The organism is Massilia frigida, from assembly GCF_011682175.1.
GTDB lineage: Bacteria > Pseudomonadota > Gammaproteobacteria > Burkholderiales > Burkholderiaceae_D > Telluria_A > Telluria_A frigida.
This window is the reverse complement of record NZ_WHJG01000058.1, coordinates 22,094-36,239: the sequence shown is the minus strand read 5'-3', so window position 1 is coordinate 36,239 and position 14,146 is coordinate 22,094. Positions and strand designations below refer to the sequence as shown.

The following is a 14,146-nucleotide window of genomic DNA, read 5'->3' as shown; positions in this document are numbered from 1 at the left end:
CATGGTGTGGGCGTTTTGATTAAGCGTTAGAAACTAAATCATGCCAGAAATGGGCGCCCACCCCCACCTTTTCGCTTGCGCTGCCAAGCAATTTTCATCCGTTCCGCTAGTTTTGCAAGAGGCTCAACAGACCGGATGCGAAGTGGTATGCGAGCGCGAAAATCCCGTTCAAGCCGATGAAGGAGCCACTCAAAATGGCTCTGCGGTGTATCCCGCTTCGCGTGTCTTGGTACAAAGACGAAGATGGCGAGCGGTGCGAGATACGCAAATTCCTCGTCACGCAAATCGTCGGCTCGAACTTTCCAAGTCACTATCCGTTGATAGCTGTTGGGCGAACGAATCGCAACGGCGAAGGATTCGAGCAGGAATATACGGATCTGCCGCCGCCATACGTAAAACGTCCTACAGCAAAAATCGAGAGCGACGAGACTGTCATCACATCGGCAGTCGATGCCCAAGTCAATTCTGGGGCTACGGTTATAAAAGGTGAAACTTGGCAGTGGGACGTCCGGCCACCGCGCATCACCATGCCAAAGGCCTTGAGCAAAAAATATCAAGATCGGCAGCCTGTACAAGAAGAAAGCGATAGCGACGTAGTTTCAACAGGCGAGCTTACGCACGAGGAAGCTTCACGGCCGAAAGGAGAAATCAAAACCATCACCAGCCCGCCGAACGTGTACTTCGCTCACCTTGTCGGCATTTTTGAGGAACTCACCAGGGACGGCTTTTTCGAAGGCTTTGAAGCCGTTCGCGCGCGCCATCGGGGTCAACAGACCGACCGAAATGGATGGCCAGCCTGGGCACTTATCGACGAAGAGGTACGACAAAATATTGCTCGACCACGAAGGAGCTGGCAAGTTCTCGATCCCGGCAAGAAAGCAGTTCGAGGTGTTGTGTACAGAACCGTGTTGATCCTTGCAATCAGGTTTCGAGGCCAACAGTATTATTGGCTACAAATTGAGCGAAAGAACCCTGCAGACGGCTACACTTCGCCTGTTCTATATAACCTCGGGCCTGACTATCATGACATTCTCGAATACGCCCTGGAGATAATCGTCGACCGCAAAGGACGAAACTTAAAGGCCACCTTATCATCTCGGCTCAAACATTATGGGATACATGTAGCGGCCTACCGGCATGACTACAATGAAGAGCGTACAGCGATATCGATGCCGTCAATTATAGCGTTTTTCGAAAACCGGCTTACTTGATGCCTGGCAGGCTCGTTGAAATGGCTTTACCCGACCGGCCAATTTGAAATTTTCCTCATGGCGGGCCGTAAACGGGCATTCACTTCAGGACTGCGCGCAGGCGTGCTGCGACCGGCATGAGTCCAGCTGGAAGTACTATACGTTCTTTCCCAACAGACAGCACCATCGCACCTTTGCTTGGCGCCGAAAAATCCTGGGCTGTTAGTCTAAGAAGACGACGCTCCGAGTAGCCAAGCGCCGTCGAAAGGATCTCGATAAGTAACCCCGTATCGGCCGTTTCCAAGCCAATATCGTCGACTTTCGCAAGCAGCGTAGCCAGCCGCTCAGCTGACTGTGTAGGGCTAGCAAGAACCTCGATCGCATTATCCGTCGGCATCGCTACATTCCAGCCCAGTTGCTCCCTACAATAGCTAACAAATCGTCCTAGATTGTTGCGCGCTCCACGGTGCGACTGAAGAAAGCGACCAAGCTCTTCAGGGCGCCATTGCTGGCCATCGTTCGCTGAGCGGCGCAGGAAGTTGGCTGCAGTAGAAACATACATCCTGCGCGTGCGCGCAATGAGGTTGGCCCGTTCAAGATGTTTATGGTACGAAAGTAGCTGTTCATACCAAGGCTCATGGCGGCCCTGAGCCAGCGCGGCCGCTATTCGGTCTCCATCTGCCGAAATTGTCCGCGTCTGCCCGGTTATGACGATACCGAAGTGCTCTTCGAGAAAACGCATTCCCAACAAATGCTTGCGCAGCATCTTCGAGCCCAATATCCGCAAGATCTCGTCTTCGCGCAGCTTGCTGCTTGAATGGAACTCGGCATCCAACCTTTCAAAGAACGGCTGATGGGAGCGAAGCACAGCCAGCAGCCGTGGCCGATCGGGAGATCTGCGGTGTAACCATTTCCCAAATTCTGCCCAGGCCTGTTTAGTCCATTCCTGTTCGAAGACATGCTGGGATAAATCAACTTCAAGACTTACAGCGTTCTCGTTGGTGCACGCGCGACAACGGCTCGCCCCCAATCCTGGCACGTCGCTCCCGCATGCAGGACAGGCGTGAACAGCGTTTTGCTCGCTTGCACACCGCACGCACAAGGGGTTGCCGTCCACTTTCGCAACGACCTTACGGTACTTCGCGCAGACGGAGCACGTGCGGTGCGTGTGCTTGTTACGGCATGAGTCACATATCTTTTCCTCGATTCCCATCGACGGCATGGCGGACAAGCGCGCACTTTCGCGGCCGCAGTGGGCACAGTTATGTTTATCCCGAAAGTACGGTGCACATGAAGGGCACACGGGTCCGTTCGGTAGAATCAGACTTGCCCTGGGCACCGCCTTGTCGCACCGGACACAAGTGCGAGAGGATGCTTCGCATTTACGACAGCGCGTTGAGGTTTGGGCATTTCGGTGAGCTCGCACGCCGGAGCCACACGTAATGCAAATCGCTGGCTTAAATACACGCGCATAGCACGTTGAGCAGTATTCCCGTCCACAATGGACCTTGTGCGCTTTTGCGAACATATCGCCACACTCGTCGCAGAAGCGCCCGAATTTGGGGTCAAGACCCACGTCGACTCCTTGCTGCGCTCAATAGCACCTCCGCTCGATCAGACCGGTACGTCGCGCGGCCAAGACGTTCAACACGCCGAACCTCATTGACCAGTGCAGAAGTCCATCGGCACTTGCGAGCCCGTCGTCGCGGTGGAAGGGCTTGGACGCAGACATCAAGCCAGCGAGGTAGGGGAGTGCCAGACTCAAATGGAACCTGCGTCAGCGATACCTCCTTTGCTACCTTTGCGAAATTGTCAGGCCAGTCAGCCAATAGCCAGCCGAGAAAGGAAAACCACGTGAAGCGTTCCCGAACTCCAAGCATCTCGATACGTTGACCCAGAGCCGGCGCTCCGTCCCACCCTTCCACTTGTATAGGTCCACGAATGTGCCCTTTCAACACCCGCAGCAAAATGACGGCCCCTTCGATGAATTCGGTACCTGCGACGTGCAAATTGCTGAACTCAACCGGATTAGCGTGGACTGCCTTCAAGAGCAAACCTTGTGCCCTCAACATGAACTCCATATGGTCAGCTTGCCCGCCCGGACGAGCGTTCTTGAGCCACGCGCCACATGCCCAACAGCGTACCAGGATGCTCGACCGCCACCCAGGGATGGCTGGACTGCTGCAATGCGGGCAACGGTCCAGCAATGACGTTTTATGTTTTTCGCACACCGTGACAAATGACATTCTCCAATCGCGCAGAAACACGGGACTTTCGGACAGACAGGCGGGGCAGAACTGCAAACCGTATAGGCGCCTGGCAGTACAGCTGCGCAGGCCGATCGCGTTGATGAAGGGCGTCACCCCCGTGCCTGTCCGACAGCGCGACTGCAACGGTCGAGCGACCGCCTCTAACGTCGCTTCCCTAAGCCGGCCAGCTGACACGCCAGTACAAATAGCAATCTGGTTCAGTACGACATCGCCGCACGCGCGGTCGAGGTCACGAGACCAAGCGGGCCAATCCGGAGAGCATGCTTTTGAAAATCGATAAAGGCTCGTTCCGCGCATGGCAGCACAGCGTCCCAAATACGAGCTCAATAGCTCGTTCTCGACTAGTCCGGGGAGCAGGCGCATGGGAGAGTCATATCCGTCTCATCACGTCATCCCATCCATCTTTGCGCACGAAGTCTGTACTCTTGAGCACACCGGTATCGATGTGCTCGCGGCCGAGTTGGATTGCTTTTACTGCGGCGGCTTTTAGCAGCTTGACTGTTCCACCGATGGTTTCGCCGGCCATACCGTAGATGACCGGAGCGAGCTCCCTGGAAGCCAGGTTGGATGGTTGTGCCAACGGTAAAAACCGTTCATAGCTTGCGAGGAAACGCAGGTAGTCAGTATCCAGACGCCATCTGTCGAGGGCAGCAGGTTCGAAGCGCGACTTCATCTGGGGCTCGGAATTCAATGCGTTGATCGCTGCCTGCGTACCAGCGGCGACGATCGAAATTTTCAGATCGTTGCTTAGGCCCTTGATGAGCGCGAGCAAATCGGCGGCGCGACGTCCAGCATAGGTCAGGTTGTTGAATTCATCGATCGCCAAAACACGGATGCCCGCATATGTCATCGCGGATTTTGCTTCCCGCTTTTTGATGGACGCCGGCGCGCGCTCACCATGACTTATGCCCAACGACCAAAGGATCAGCGACCACAGTTCCGTTTCGTCCGGGGTTTCAGGCATCGATATATGCAGCACAGGCGCAATGGGTGTTCCTGTCGACGTTACCTGTACTGGATGACGATGGCAAAATCGCTCAAGAATCGAGCTCTTCCCATTTCCGCTTTGGCCCACAATGAGTACGTTTGGCATGCGAAGCGTCCTCGGGTACAGCAAGAGCTGATCGAGCTGCTGCATAATCTGCTGTGCGCGGGTATAGCCGATCCATCGGTCCAGATTGCACGCCTCGATACGTTCATCAGTTGTCAGCTCAAGAATAGGCACGATTTCAGGTGCCAGATGCGCGCGGCCGCTCATCGGGACACCGCCAAGTCTTCAAAGGGAACAACAGGTAGCGCGAACAAATCCTCTTCAATTGATGGCTGCCCGACATTCTCCACAGGCGCCGGCATAGCCGGCTTGTCCGCCGTCCTGACTTTTGTCGGGTTGCGCGTCGCTTGGCGTCGAGCTGCCTTGGTCTTATGCAGAGCGTTCTCGACGATGGTCCTCATCCGACCGAGTGCTTCGAATATCCTGTTCTCATCAACATCTTTTTGCCCTTGCTCGCGTAACACACGCTGCACCTCCTTTAATTCCCATGCGCTCATGGCCGGGTGGCCGATATCACGATACGCGATCGGAACATAGGCATTGCTGAGAGGATCAAAGAAATAGATCTTGCTAATGTCGCGCGGATCGCGACGAATGAGAAATTGGCGGCGCTTTTTATCGTTGTCCGGGTCGGTAGTGTTGATGTAAGGGTTCAGAACCTTGTCGTAATAATTTATAAGGTCGATCTGGATACCATACTGCTGAACTGAGCGCTCGAAGAACGGCATAAAGTCGAGCTGTAGTCTGGCAGGATTTTCGGGTACTGGGGGAATGCCAACACCAGGCGTAGTTGCGTCGCCAAGAATTCCCAGCTCCCACTTCCGCCGCGGGGGCATACCCAATTCGCTGTGCTTGCGTTGATGGTAGACGTTCACAATGAAGTCGACGACGAGGTGTTCGAACTCGGAAAGGGTCAATGCAGCTTCGGCTTCAGAGTTGTATCCTTTTCGTTCTGCGGTATTCGAGAACGTAGCGCCAGGCCATTTTCGGATTTGGTTGGCCATCGTTCCCATGAGTCGTTCAATGTGTCCACCGTAATGCGGGCGCAGCACTGGCCGCCATTGCAGATCAATGCCGTATTCCTCGCATCCTCGTTCTAGAACAGCGCCCCGGAATTCTTTCGCATTGTCCACATGGATCGTATTCATGACTCCCCATACCGGCCACTCGCCACTGACGCCAAGTCCAGCAAGGTATTCCCGCTTTGAACAGATCGCATTCGAAACGCACATGCCAACAGATGTCGAGCTCGGCTTTTCGAACGTGATGTAGAGTCCCACCACCATCCGGCTCCAGGTGTCGATAGCAAGGGTCAGCCATGGGCGGCCGATCGGGCGCCGGTGTGCTTCGTCGACCAGGATAATGTCTGCTGGGGTGTGATCGATCTGCACCACCGAAAGGGGAAAATCTGCCCCCGGGAACTCCCCGAGGATGGGCTCGTACATGTTGCGCGCCGTTTCGCGGTGCCCACGACGACGCAGCGTGTCACGAATGCACAGCGCCTTGATACGATTGCGCACTGTGTTCGGGTGCGGTGCCGCAATTTTCGCGAGCCGAGCACGTCGCTCGACTTCCTCGACTATATGTTGCGGCTTGTTTCGTTGCTTGGTAAGAAACTCGTCTTCGATCACAGTCTCGATCAGCTTTTCCTGTTCGGAAGTTAGCAGCTTAACCCCGACGCGCCGGCCACGTTTTGTTGGCACAAGAGCCGATACGTGACCAGCTTCCTGATACGTCTTTAGCCACTTGTAAAGAGTTGCAGCATGTACTCCATGTTGGGCGGCGATCATCTCAGCATCGGTCCTGGACCGTACGGGGTTATCTAGAAGCGGTTTGATCGCCTGGAACCGTCTTTGCGCCTCTGCCCATTCCTTGTCGCTATACTGAGCAATATCTTTTGCGGACGGTATGGTACTTGGTGCCTCTTCATCCGGATGAACTGGCTGCAGCGTATCAACTCGCAAGCGTGCGCTGTCCCCAGTGAGAAGATCCGTGGCGAATACACTGTCGATCGAAACGAGATGGGTAATACGGTACTGGCGACCGCTCGACGTCACCACCTGGCCCGGCTCTGCCGCAAAAAAGGCTTTATGCACGATGTTCACGCCCATGAGCTTTTCCAGATAGGGGAATGCATCGTTAGCGGCTTGTCCAGGCTCGTTGAAATCTCGCCTGTCGCGACCATCCGCCACAGCTCAGTCAGGGCGGCCATCTTCTTTTCATCTTCCAGGTAGGAAAGTGCCAAGAGTGCTTGAGGCGTAGTGGAACCCAATCCCTTCAAACTGTACGACAGCTGATCCTTGTACATCTGCTGAACCGGATTGCCGCGATATTTCCGCAGAAACTTGGCGTTTTGCAGGTACGGCGTTCGAATGTGCTTTTCAGTCACGATCTTGAAGCGCCAGTCCCGCTCCCGACAGAAGCGCACGGCCTCACGAAACCGCCGTTGAAATTTCTGCCACTCCAGACGCAGCACTTCAACCGGCTTCACTTCATACACGACCACAGGCACGACCCCGTTTTGCTCTCGAAATTGCGCAAGGACGTCGGGCGTGTATCGACGCTCGCCCCCATCAACTGCATACGTCAACGAAAAAGGCTGCTCGAGAATCAGCTGAACGTTAGGGTCAAAATCCAGACAGATCAGCCAGTCCCGCTCCAAGGAAGACTCGAACCCCACGGCGTTTCCAGACTCGACACGGACACGGCCAGTCAACGATCGACGGCTCGTCGATAGCAAGCGTGCCGGGCTCAGCGCATCCAGTCGCGTAATCTCGTGTTTTTCCATATCCAGTCGTGTTTAATGGTATTTTTGGTCGCGTTATTTGATGTAATATTGACGACACTTGCCTATGAAGTCAAGGACTTTGAGTCGCATATTTTGATGGAATTGACAGCGGCGCGGTGCCGCGCCCGGGCGAAATTTCGCTCGCCCATTGCGGCGTGCTGTTTCTGGACGAGCTGCCGGAATTCGACCGGCGTGTATTGGAAGTGCTGCGCCAGCCGATGGAGTCGGGCCGGGTGACGATTTCGCGCGCGGCGCGCCAGTCCGATTTTCCGGCGCGCTTCCAGCTCATCGCGGCGATGAACCCTTGCCCCTGCGGCTTTCTCGGCCATCCCTCGGGCAAGTGCGATTGCACCAGCGACGCGGTGCTGCGCTACCAGGGCCGGATTTCCGGACCATTGCTCGACCGCATCGATATCCAGATCGAAGTGGCGGCGCTGCAGCCAGATACCCTGCTGGCCGATGCCGATGGCGAAGCGAGCAGCGTGATCGCGGCGCGCGTGGCGCTGGCCCACCAGCGCCAGCTGGCACGCCAGGGCAAGCCGAACCAGGCGCTGATCACGGGCGAGGTGGAGCGCCATTGCCGCCTGGACCAATCCGGCGAACTGTTGCTGCGCAAGGCCATGCTGCACTTGAACTGGTCGGCGCGCGTGTATCACCGGGTGCTGAAAGTGGCGCGCACCATTGCCGACCTGGCCGACGCGCCGGTCATTCTTGCCGATCACATTTCAGAAGCGATCCAGCTGCGGCGCGGCTTGCGCGAACCCTGAGCGGGCGCCGTGGCGCGCCGTTGGCATGCCGCGCGCGTACCCGCCACCCTCACTGTGAATCGGTCGAGCCAGTGCTGTGATAGCCGCGCTGCCACGCTTCCACCTCGGCGGCGTTGGTGGACAGGAAAGCGCGCATGCGCTCGAAGCGCTTGATGGTCTGGCGCCGGAAGACATGCTGCACCACCGGCTCGATCAGCCAGCGCAGCACGCGCGGACCGGCTTCGATATTGTAGGTGTAGACCAGGACCGAGCCACCGCCGACAGCGGGCTCATGTTTCATCGAGGCCGCCCACCTGGAAAATGGGAAGGACGTGCCAAGCATGCGCGCCGCCGCCAGGCGCGGGCGCTGGTAACTGACGAACTCGGTGCGCATCGACAGCGCGCGCAGCAAGCCGCCGCCGACATTTTCACTGACCGCGCCGACACTGGGGCAAGGCGCGCCGCCATCGACCTCGGTGTGCGACACCAGGCTGTCCCAGCGCGCACGCCAGCGATGGTAGTGAAAGACGTCGAACACCACCTCGCACGAGGCCGGCATGGGAAACGCGATGCGTTCATGCGCCATGATCAAACTGCCATGCAGCCATGCGAGCGCTCCTAGAAATCTGTTTGACGAAATGAAAAAAAGCCGGAGCAACCGCCGTCTCACCCGGCAGGGTGGACGGCAGCCGGTCCGGCTGCGCTACGACTGACTGACTAACTAACTAACTAACTAACTATTAGAACGTGTAGCGTCCTGCCAGCGTGAAGTAACGGCCAACCGCGCCCGTCTGGTGCAGCGACGGATTGTAGTTGATGCGGCCGTAGGTCTGCACATCCAGCGGTGCTTTTTTGTTGAACAGGTTGCTGATCGATGCGGTCAGCTCAAAGTTCTTCGAAACAGCCCATTTGCCGAAGGTGTCCATGGTGGTGAACGAGGCAATGCGGCAGTTCAGCAGCGCAACGTCGTTTTCATCCACATCCAGGCACTCGCCGCCAACCTGGTTAGTGTTGCTGATGCTGCTGACGTAGTTGACGTTGCCGGTCAGCTGGAACGGGCCATTTTCCCAACCCATGGTGAAGCGGACCTTGGTCTTCGGCGTGCCGCCGTTACCGGACAGGTTGGTGTCGCCGTGGGTGCCGGCGAATTCCAGTACCGTGCCGTCGGCGTTGGTACGGGTGAACTCTTTCATGTAGGTCAGCGTCACGCCCGAGCTCAGCTTGCCGCTGGTGCCCATGTTGTAACGGGCGCGCAGGTCGACATCAACACCGTTGGTTTTGGTCTTGCCGGCGTTCAGGTACGGCGCCGTGACCATCAGGATCTGGCCTGGCAGGTTCGGGAAGTTGGTGGTCGCTTCGCCGCGCACGATTTGCGCAGTCGGGTAGCCGGCCGGGTTCTCGACGACAGCCCCAGGATCGGCACCGTTGATTTCGCCGTTACGCACGATTTGCCACAGATCCAGCGACAGATTCACGTTCTTGATCGGTTCGAGCACCATGCCCAGGCTGTAGCTCTTCGATTCTTCCGGCTTGATGTTCTTGTTGCCGACAGTGATGGCGCCTACCGATTGGGTCGAGCAATCGGCCGTCAACTTGGTGACCGGGCAACGGATCGGATCGTTGGCGACGGTCGTGAAGGCCGCCACCGCGCTGTCGCCGTTTTCCGCCGCGCTCGGTGCACGGAAACCTTCCGCATAGGTACCGCGGAATGCCAGGGTCGAGATCGGGGTGAACTTGAAGCCGACTTTTGGCGTCGTCGAACGGCCATAATCGGAGTAATCATCGGTACGCAGCGCGAACTGCAGTTCCACCGATTTGAGCACCGGCACGGCCAGCTCGGTGTACAGCGCGGCGACATTGCGCGAACCCTTCGATGCCGAATAGCCGAGGCCGGCGATATCGTTGACGTCGGTGTACGGCGTTGCCTGGCTGTCGGTCTTTTCCTTGCGGTACTCTGCACCGACCGCGATGCCCATCTTGCCACCCGGCAGCTCGAACAGCTCGCGCGATGCCTTGAAGTCGAGCGAGGTGCTTTTCGTCACGCCGCTGGTGTACAAGGTCGGCGAGATCAGCGCCAGCACTTCCGGCGAGTTGATGGCGCCCTGGCCCATACGGAAGGTGCCATTGTTGAGCGCCGTGCGCATCGCGCTGGTGCGGTAGTAGCCATTCTGCGTTTTGTCGGTCTTGCTTTCCGCGTACAACACGCCGGTGTCGTAATCCCAGTCGGCGATGTTGCCCTTGACGCCGGCCAGCACGCGGGTGACCGTGGTTTCGATGTCGGAGGCGCGCGGACGCGATGCGTCGACCCAGCGCGGGCGTGCTGCCACGCCGAGGAAATTGTCCGGATGGTTGGCCGGCATCACCAGCTGGTCCGGTCCGCTATTGGTGTTGTTGACGCGTGAATGGACCAGGTCGAAGCCGGCGCCGGTCAGGCCCGACGGCGTAGTGTAGGTGCTCGCTTCCGACTTGAACACGCCCACTTCGGTGTAGGCGCGGGTGGTTTCGCCGAGCGCCAGGGTACCGCGCATGAACAGGTTCAGGTTCTTGGTTTCTGGCTGGATGGTGGCGTAATCGATCGGATCCCACATGCAACCGCCGCGGCTGTTGTCGCCCGCCGTGCCGGCTTTTGGATCGAGGTTGATCGCATCGCAGCTGCCTGGCCTGCTGGCGACGTTACCGCCAACGGAGCCGTCCGCCTTCAATGGGCGCAGGGTGCCGAGGAAATTGCTGCCGCCGGCATTGCCCGCGGTGATGTGGCCGGCGCGCTGGTCGCGGCCGCCCCATGGACGGGCGTCAGCCTGGCCGATCCAGTCCTTGCGGCTGTTTTGATCGATCTTTTTCTGTTGTTTCGCGTCGAGGGTGGCGAAGACGTTGAACTTGTCCTTGTCCAGGTCGCCAAAGCCGATCGCGCCCGACATGCTGGTGACGTTGCCGTCGCGCTCGCCGGAGGTGCCGGCGCTGGCGGAAATGGTTTTACCCACGTAGTTCTGGCGCAGGATCACGTTGACCACGCCGGCAATCGCGTCCGAGCCGTAAATGGCCGAGGCGCCGTCTTTCAGGATGTCGATGCGATCGACCGCGTCGAGCGGGATCGAATTCAAGTCGACGAAGCTGCGCTGGCCATCATCGCCAAAGCCGTACGGCGCGGTGCGGCGGCCGTTGATCAGCACCAGGGTCGAGCTCACGCTCAGGCCGCGCAGGGACACGCCCGATGCGCTGCCGGCGAAGCCGGTGGTGAAGGAACCGCTGATACTGCCGTTGTTGTCGGCGGAAATGCTGCGCACGACTTCGGCAATCGAGGTCTTACCGGTTTGCTCGATATCCTTGCGGCTGAGCGTCTGGACTACCGAAATCGTTTCCGCTTCGGCGCGCTTGATGCTCGAACCGGTGATTTCCACTTTCTGAATGCTGTCGCCTGCGGTCTGCGCATTGGCCATCTGCATACCCAGCGCGATACCGCCAATAAACATCAGACGAATCGACCGCGACATTCTTGTCTCCACCATCATTGCCAAGCTCCTCATTTTGTAAGTATATGAACGCGTTTTGCTCTCGTGATGCAAAACGGCCATGGATTAATTATATTTTGCAACCGTGTCTCGGGCGCGTTAGCGTGATTTGCAGTGCCCAAATCATCGATCACACATATAACCATCACGCACTGTTTCCTGTCAATTATTGATCTTGTACATATATCTAGAAAACAACAATTGATGCTTCAACCATGTTATATTTTCCATCCGACATGAGCTGAAAAAATAAGCTAGTTGCAGAAGAATAGGCGGCGTAGATAGATGTTGATCGATTTTGTCATGATTTACGGCTTTCCCAGCCTGTTCCGTTGCGGCCGCCCGGCAGCTCCGCTGTGGTCGCCTGTGCTATTTTAAGGAAGCCTTCATTCAGGGGGATTAGACCAAAAGTAAATACGGTGTGCTCCATTGCCTGAAAATGCGGCTGTTTCCCGCATATTATCGGCAGCACTTTCGGCATTGCCCCGCGCCGCCCATGTTTACCGCGGCGCGCGCTGGCCAGGGATATTCGGAATCATCGGTGCGCGCACCGAAAAGCCCATTCCGCGCCCCCTCGCGGCGATCAATACGCGAAAAAATGCGGCGGCGCGTATCGGGCCGGCGGCGCGCTGCCGTGCGCCCGGCAGCGCGTTTGGTGCTGCCGGGCGGCGCTTGGGTTCCGCTGCGAAGCCCGATAGACTACTATGACTCTCCCCCTTCCTTGATGATGCCGCACCATGCGCCTGCTTATACTTTCCGACCTGCATCACGAACTCTGGCGCGACGAGGCGCCGCGCATCGATCCGGCCCTGAGCCGTCCCGATGCCGTCATCCTGGCGGGCGACATCGACACCGGCGCCAAAGCGGTCGCCTGGGCCGCGCGCACCTTCGCCGGCTTGCCGGTGCTGTATGTGCACGGCAACCACGAAGGCTACGGCCACAATCTCGACAGCGTCCAGGGCGAGCTGCGCGAGGCCAGCGCCGCGGCCGGCAATGTGCATTTCCTCTCGTGCGACGAAAAAATTATCGGCAATGTGCGCTTCCTGGGTGCGACCCTGTGGACCGATTTCCGCCTGTTCGGCGACGACGACCGCCAGGCGGCCATGCGCGAAGCCGAAGCGGTAATGAACGACTACAAGCGCATCCGCCTGGCCCAGAAAAACTACCGCAAGCTGCGCGCCGCCGACACGGCCCAGTTCCATGCGGTCCAGACCTCCTGGCTGCGCGCCCGGCTGGCCGAGTCGTTCGCCGGCCCCACCGTGGTCGTCACCCATATGGCGCCATCGATGCGCTCGGTCTCCGAGGCTTACCAAGCGTCGCGCTTTTCGGCCGCGTACGCCTCGCGCCTCGACCAGCTGGTCAGCCAGGCCGATCTCTGGGTGCATGGCCACATGCACGAGCCGGTCGACTACATGGTGGGCAAGTGCCGGGTGGTATCGAATCCCTGCGGCTACAAAACCCGCGCCGGCGGCACCGAAAACGTGGATTTCGACCCGCACTTCATCGTCGAGATCGCAGACCGGGCACCCGCTCAATAGGGCCGCAAGGCATTCTGTAAAACCTGTTTGCAAAATTGCACGCGCGGAAGATTTCCTGATGGTAGTATGCATATCGGGCATCGGTGCCGACCCGGCGCCACCCGCATGCCCGCCTTGCAATCCGATGGCGGCCAGCAAACCCTGTCGGGGGACCTACCTTGGTTCAAGCCACACCGTTGCGGATTTCTCCTTTACTGGCCGTGCAAGGCCGCGAACACGACCTGGCCTATGCGCCGGCACCCTGGCTGCTCAAGCAATGCGCTGAAACCGACATCATCTTCCTGGCCAATCCGCCCGCCTACGAAGAACTGAGCGAAACCTACGCCTACGAAGTGACCTTCAGCAAGGAATCGGCCGCCCGCAAGCAGGCCGAACCGATCCGCTACGCCTTCAGCACCATGCTCAAGCGCTTCCGCGCCAAGGTATTGAAGCGCAACAAGGTGCTGGGCATCCTGAACCAGTTGATCGCCGCCTCGCCGTCGGCGCGCATCAATGTGCTCGACGTCGGCTGCGGCTGGGGCGAACTGCTGCAAACGCTGATGACCTCGCTGCCGCCAGCCCTGCGCAAGCGGGTCGCGCCGCACGGGGTGGAAATTTCGCGCGCGCTGTCGGCCCTGTCGGACGACAAGCTGCGTCCCCTCGGCGGACGCTGCGTGCACGCCTCGGCCACCGATGGCGTGCTGCGCTTCGACCAGGACTATTTCGACGTCATCGTCATGGCGTCCTACCTCGAACACGAAGCCAGTCCGCTCGACGTGCTGGAAAACTGCCGCAAGCGGCTCAAGGCGAACGGCACCATCATCGTCAAGGTGCCCAATTTCGCCTGCTACAACCGGATGATCCGCGGGCCGCGCTGGAGCGGCTTTCGCTGGCCCGACCACGTGAACTACTTCACGCCCAAGACCTTGCGCGCGATCGCCGCGCGCGCCGGGCTCGATGTGGTGCGCATGAGCGCGCTCGACACCACGCCCTTCAGCGACAATATGTATGCGCTGCTGCGCACCAGCCCAGCGGCGCCGTAGCGATCAGGGCGAGGCATATCCCTGATAACATT

General features: G+C 58.4%; 11 protein-coding genes and 1 pseudogene. 4 read left to right on the top strand and 8 right to left on the bottom strand.

From position 1 onward, the window contains the following. Window positions 1–176 precede the first annotated feature (176 nt). Window positions 177–1,211, top strand: coding sequence for a hypothetical protein (locus F2P44_RS31560; protein WP_167093574.1), 1,035 nt, complete (start codon window positions 177–179; stop codon window positions 1,209–1,211). A gap of 79 nt (window positions 1,212–1,290) precedes the next feature. Here F2P44_RS31560 and F2P44_RS31555 read toward each other — a convergent pair whose 3' ends face one another. From F2P44_RS31555 to F2P44_RS31535, 5 genes are all read right to left on the bottom strand, one after another. Continuing rightward, a complete protein-coding gene (locus tag F2P44_RS31555) occupies window positions 1,291–2,229 on the bottom strand; it encodes a hypothetical protein (protein WP_167093572.1) in 939 nt (312 codons plus the stop codon). Between the two features lie 526 nt (window positions 2,230–2,755). After that, entirely contained in the window at window positions 2,756–3,823 is a 1,068-nt protein-coding gene (locus F2P44_RS36710) for a TniQ family protein (protein ID WP_167093570.1), read from the bottom strand. Window positions 3,824–3,830: 7 nt separating this feature from the next. Continuing rightward, entirely contained in the window at window positions 3,831–4,718 is an 888-nt protein-coding gene (locus F2P44_RS31545; protein ID WP_167093568.1) for a TniB family NTP-binding protein, read from the bottom strand. Further along, complete coding sequence (locus tag F2P44_RS31540; protein ID WP_187363495.1) at window positions 4,715–6,622, bottom strand: TnsB C-terminal domain-containing protein; 1,908 nt, start codon at window positions 6,620–6,622, stop codon at window positions 4,715–4,717. The genes F2P44_RS31545 and F2P44_RS31540 overlap by 4 nt, the downstream gene beginning before the upstream one ends. Further along, window positions 6,613–7,299 (bottom strand): TnsA endonuclease N-terminal domain-containing protein, encoded by a 687-nt coding sequence (locus F2P44_RS31535; RefSeq protein WP_223165138.1) that lies wholly within the window; start codon window positions 7,297–7,299, stop codon window positions 6,613–6,615. Before F2P44_RS31535 ends, F2P44_RS31540 begins: the two co-directional genes overlap by 10 nt. 101 nt (window positions 7,300–7,400) lie before the next feature. Between F2P44_RS31535 and F2P44_RS31530 the strand changes: the two are divergent. After that, window positions 7,401–8,066 (top strand): annotated as a pseudogene (locus tag F2P44_RS31530) (ATP-binding protein); the annotation flags it as partial. A gap of 49 nt (window positions 8,067–8,115) precedes the next feature. Here F2P44_RS31530 and F2P44_RS31525 read toward each other — a convergent pair. From F2P44_RS31525 to F2P44_RS31515, 3 genes are all read right to left on the bottom strand, one after another. Then, window positions 8,116–8,631 (bottom strand): SRPBCC family protein, encoded by a 516-nt coding sequence (locus F2P44_RS31525; RefSeq protein ID WP_167093566.1) that lies wholly within the window; start codon window positions 8,629–8,631, stop codon window positions 8,116–8,118. A gap of 154 nt (window positions 8,632–8,785) precedes the next feature. Continuing rightward, window positions 8,786–11,536, bottom strand: a complete 2,751-nt coding sequence (locus F2P44_RS31520; protein ID WP_229423869.1) for a TonB-dependent receptor — start codon at window positions 11,534–11,536, stop codon at window positions 8,786–8,788. A 319-nt stretch (window positions 11,537–11,855) separates the two neighbouring features. Then, window positions 11,856–12,035, bottom strand: a complete 180-nt coding sequence (locus F2P44_RS31515) for a hypothetical protein (protein WP_167093564.1) — start codon at window positions 12,033–12,035, stop codon at window positions 11,856–11,858. A 256-nt stretch (window positions 12,036–12,291) separates the two neighbouring features. Between F2P44_RS31515 and F2P44_RS31510 the strand changes: the two genes are divergently transcribed. Beyond that, complete coding sequence (locus tag F2P44_RS31510; RefSeq protein WP_167093562.1) at window positions 12,292–13,092, top strand: metallophosphoesterase; 801 nt, start codon at window positions 12,292–12,294, stop codon at window positions 13,090–13,092. 158 nt (window positions 13,093–13,250) lie between these two features. Next, window positions 13,251–14,114, top strand: a complete 864-nt coding sequence (locus tag F2P44_RS31505) for a class I SAM-dependent methyltransferase (RefSeq protein ID WP_167093560.1) — start codon at window positions 13,251–13,253, stop codon at window positions 14,112–14,114. The last annotated feature ends 32 nt before the right edge of the window (window positions 14,115–14,146 follow it).

Coding starts and splice junctions, on each gene's coding strand:
- F2P44_RS31560 (WP_167093574.1), top strand. CDS start 177: ATGAAGGAGCCACTCAAAATGGCTCTGCGGTGTATCCCGCTTCGCGTG.
- F2P44_RS36710 (WP_167093570.1), bottom strand. CDS start 3,823: ATGCGCCTGCTCCCCGGACTAGTCGAGAACGAGCTATTGAGCTCGTAT.
- F2P44_RS31545 (WP_167093568.1), bottom strand. CDS start 4,718: ATGAGCGGCCGCGCGCATCTGGCACCTGAAATCGTGCCTATTCTTGAG.
- F2P44_RS31540 (WP_187363495.1), bottom strand. CDS start 6,622: ATGGGCGTGAACATCGTGCATAAAGCCTTTTTTGCGGCAGAGCCGGGC.
- F2P44_RS31535 (WP_223165138.1), bottom strand. CDS start 7,299: ATGGAAAAACACGAGATTACGCGACTGGATGCGCTGAGCCCGGCACGC.
- F2P44_RS31525 (WP_167093566.1), bottom strand. CDS start 8,631: ATGGCGCATGAACGCATCGCGTTTCCCATGCCGGCCTCGTGCGAGGTG.
- F2P44_RS31520 (WP_229423869.1), bottom strand. CDS start 11,536: ATGTCGCGGTCGATTCGTCTGATGTTTATTGGCGGTATCGCGCTGGGT.
- F2P44_RS31515 (WP_167093564.1), bottom strand. CDS start 12,035: ATGCCGAAAGTGCTGCCGATAATATGCGGGAAACAGCCGCATTTTCAG.
- F2P44_RS31510 (WP_167093562.1), top strand. CDS start 12,292: ATGCGCCTGCTTATACTTTCCGACCTGCATCACGAACTCTGGCGCGAC.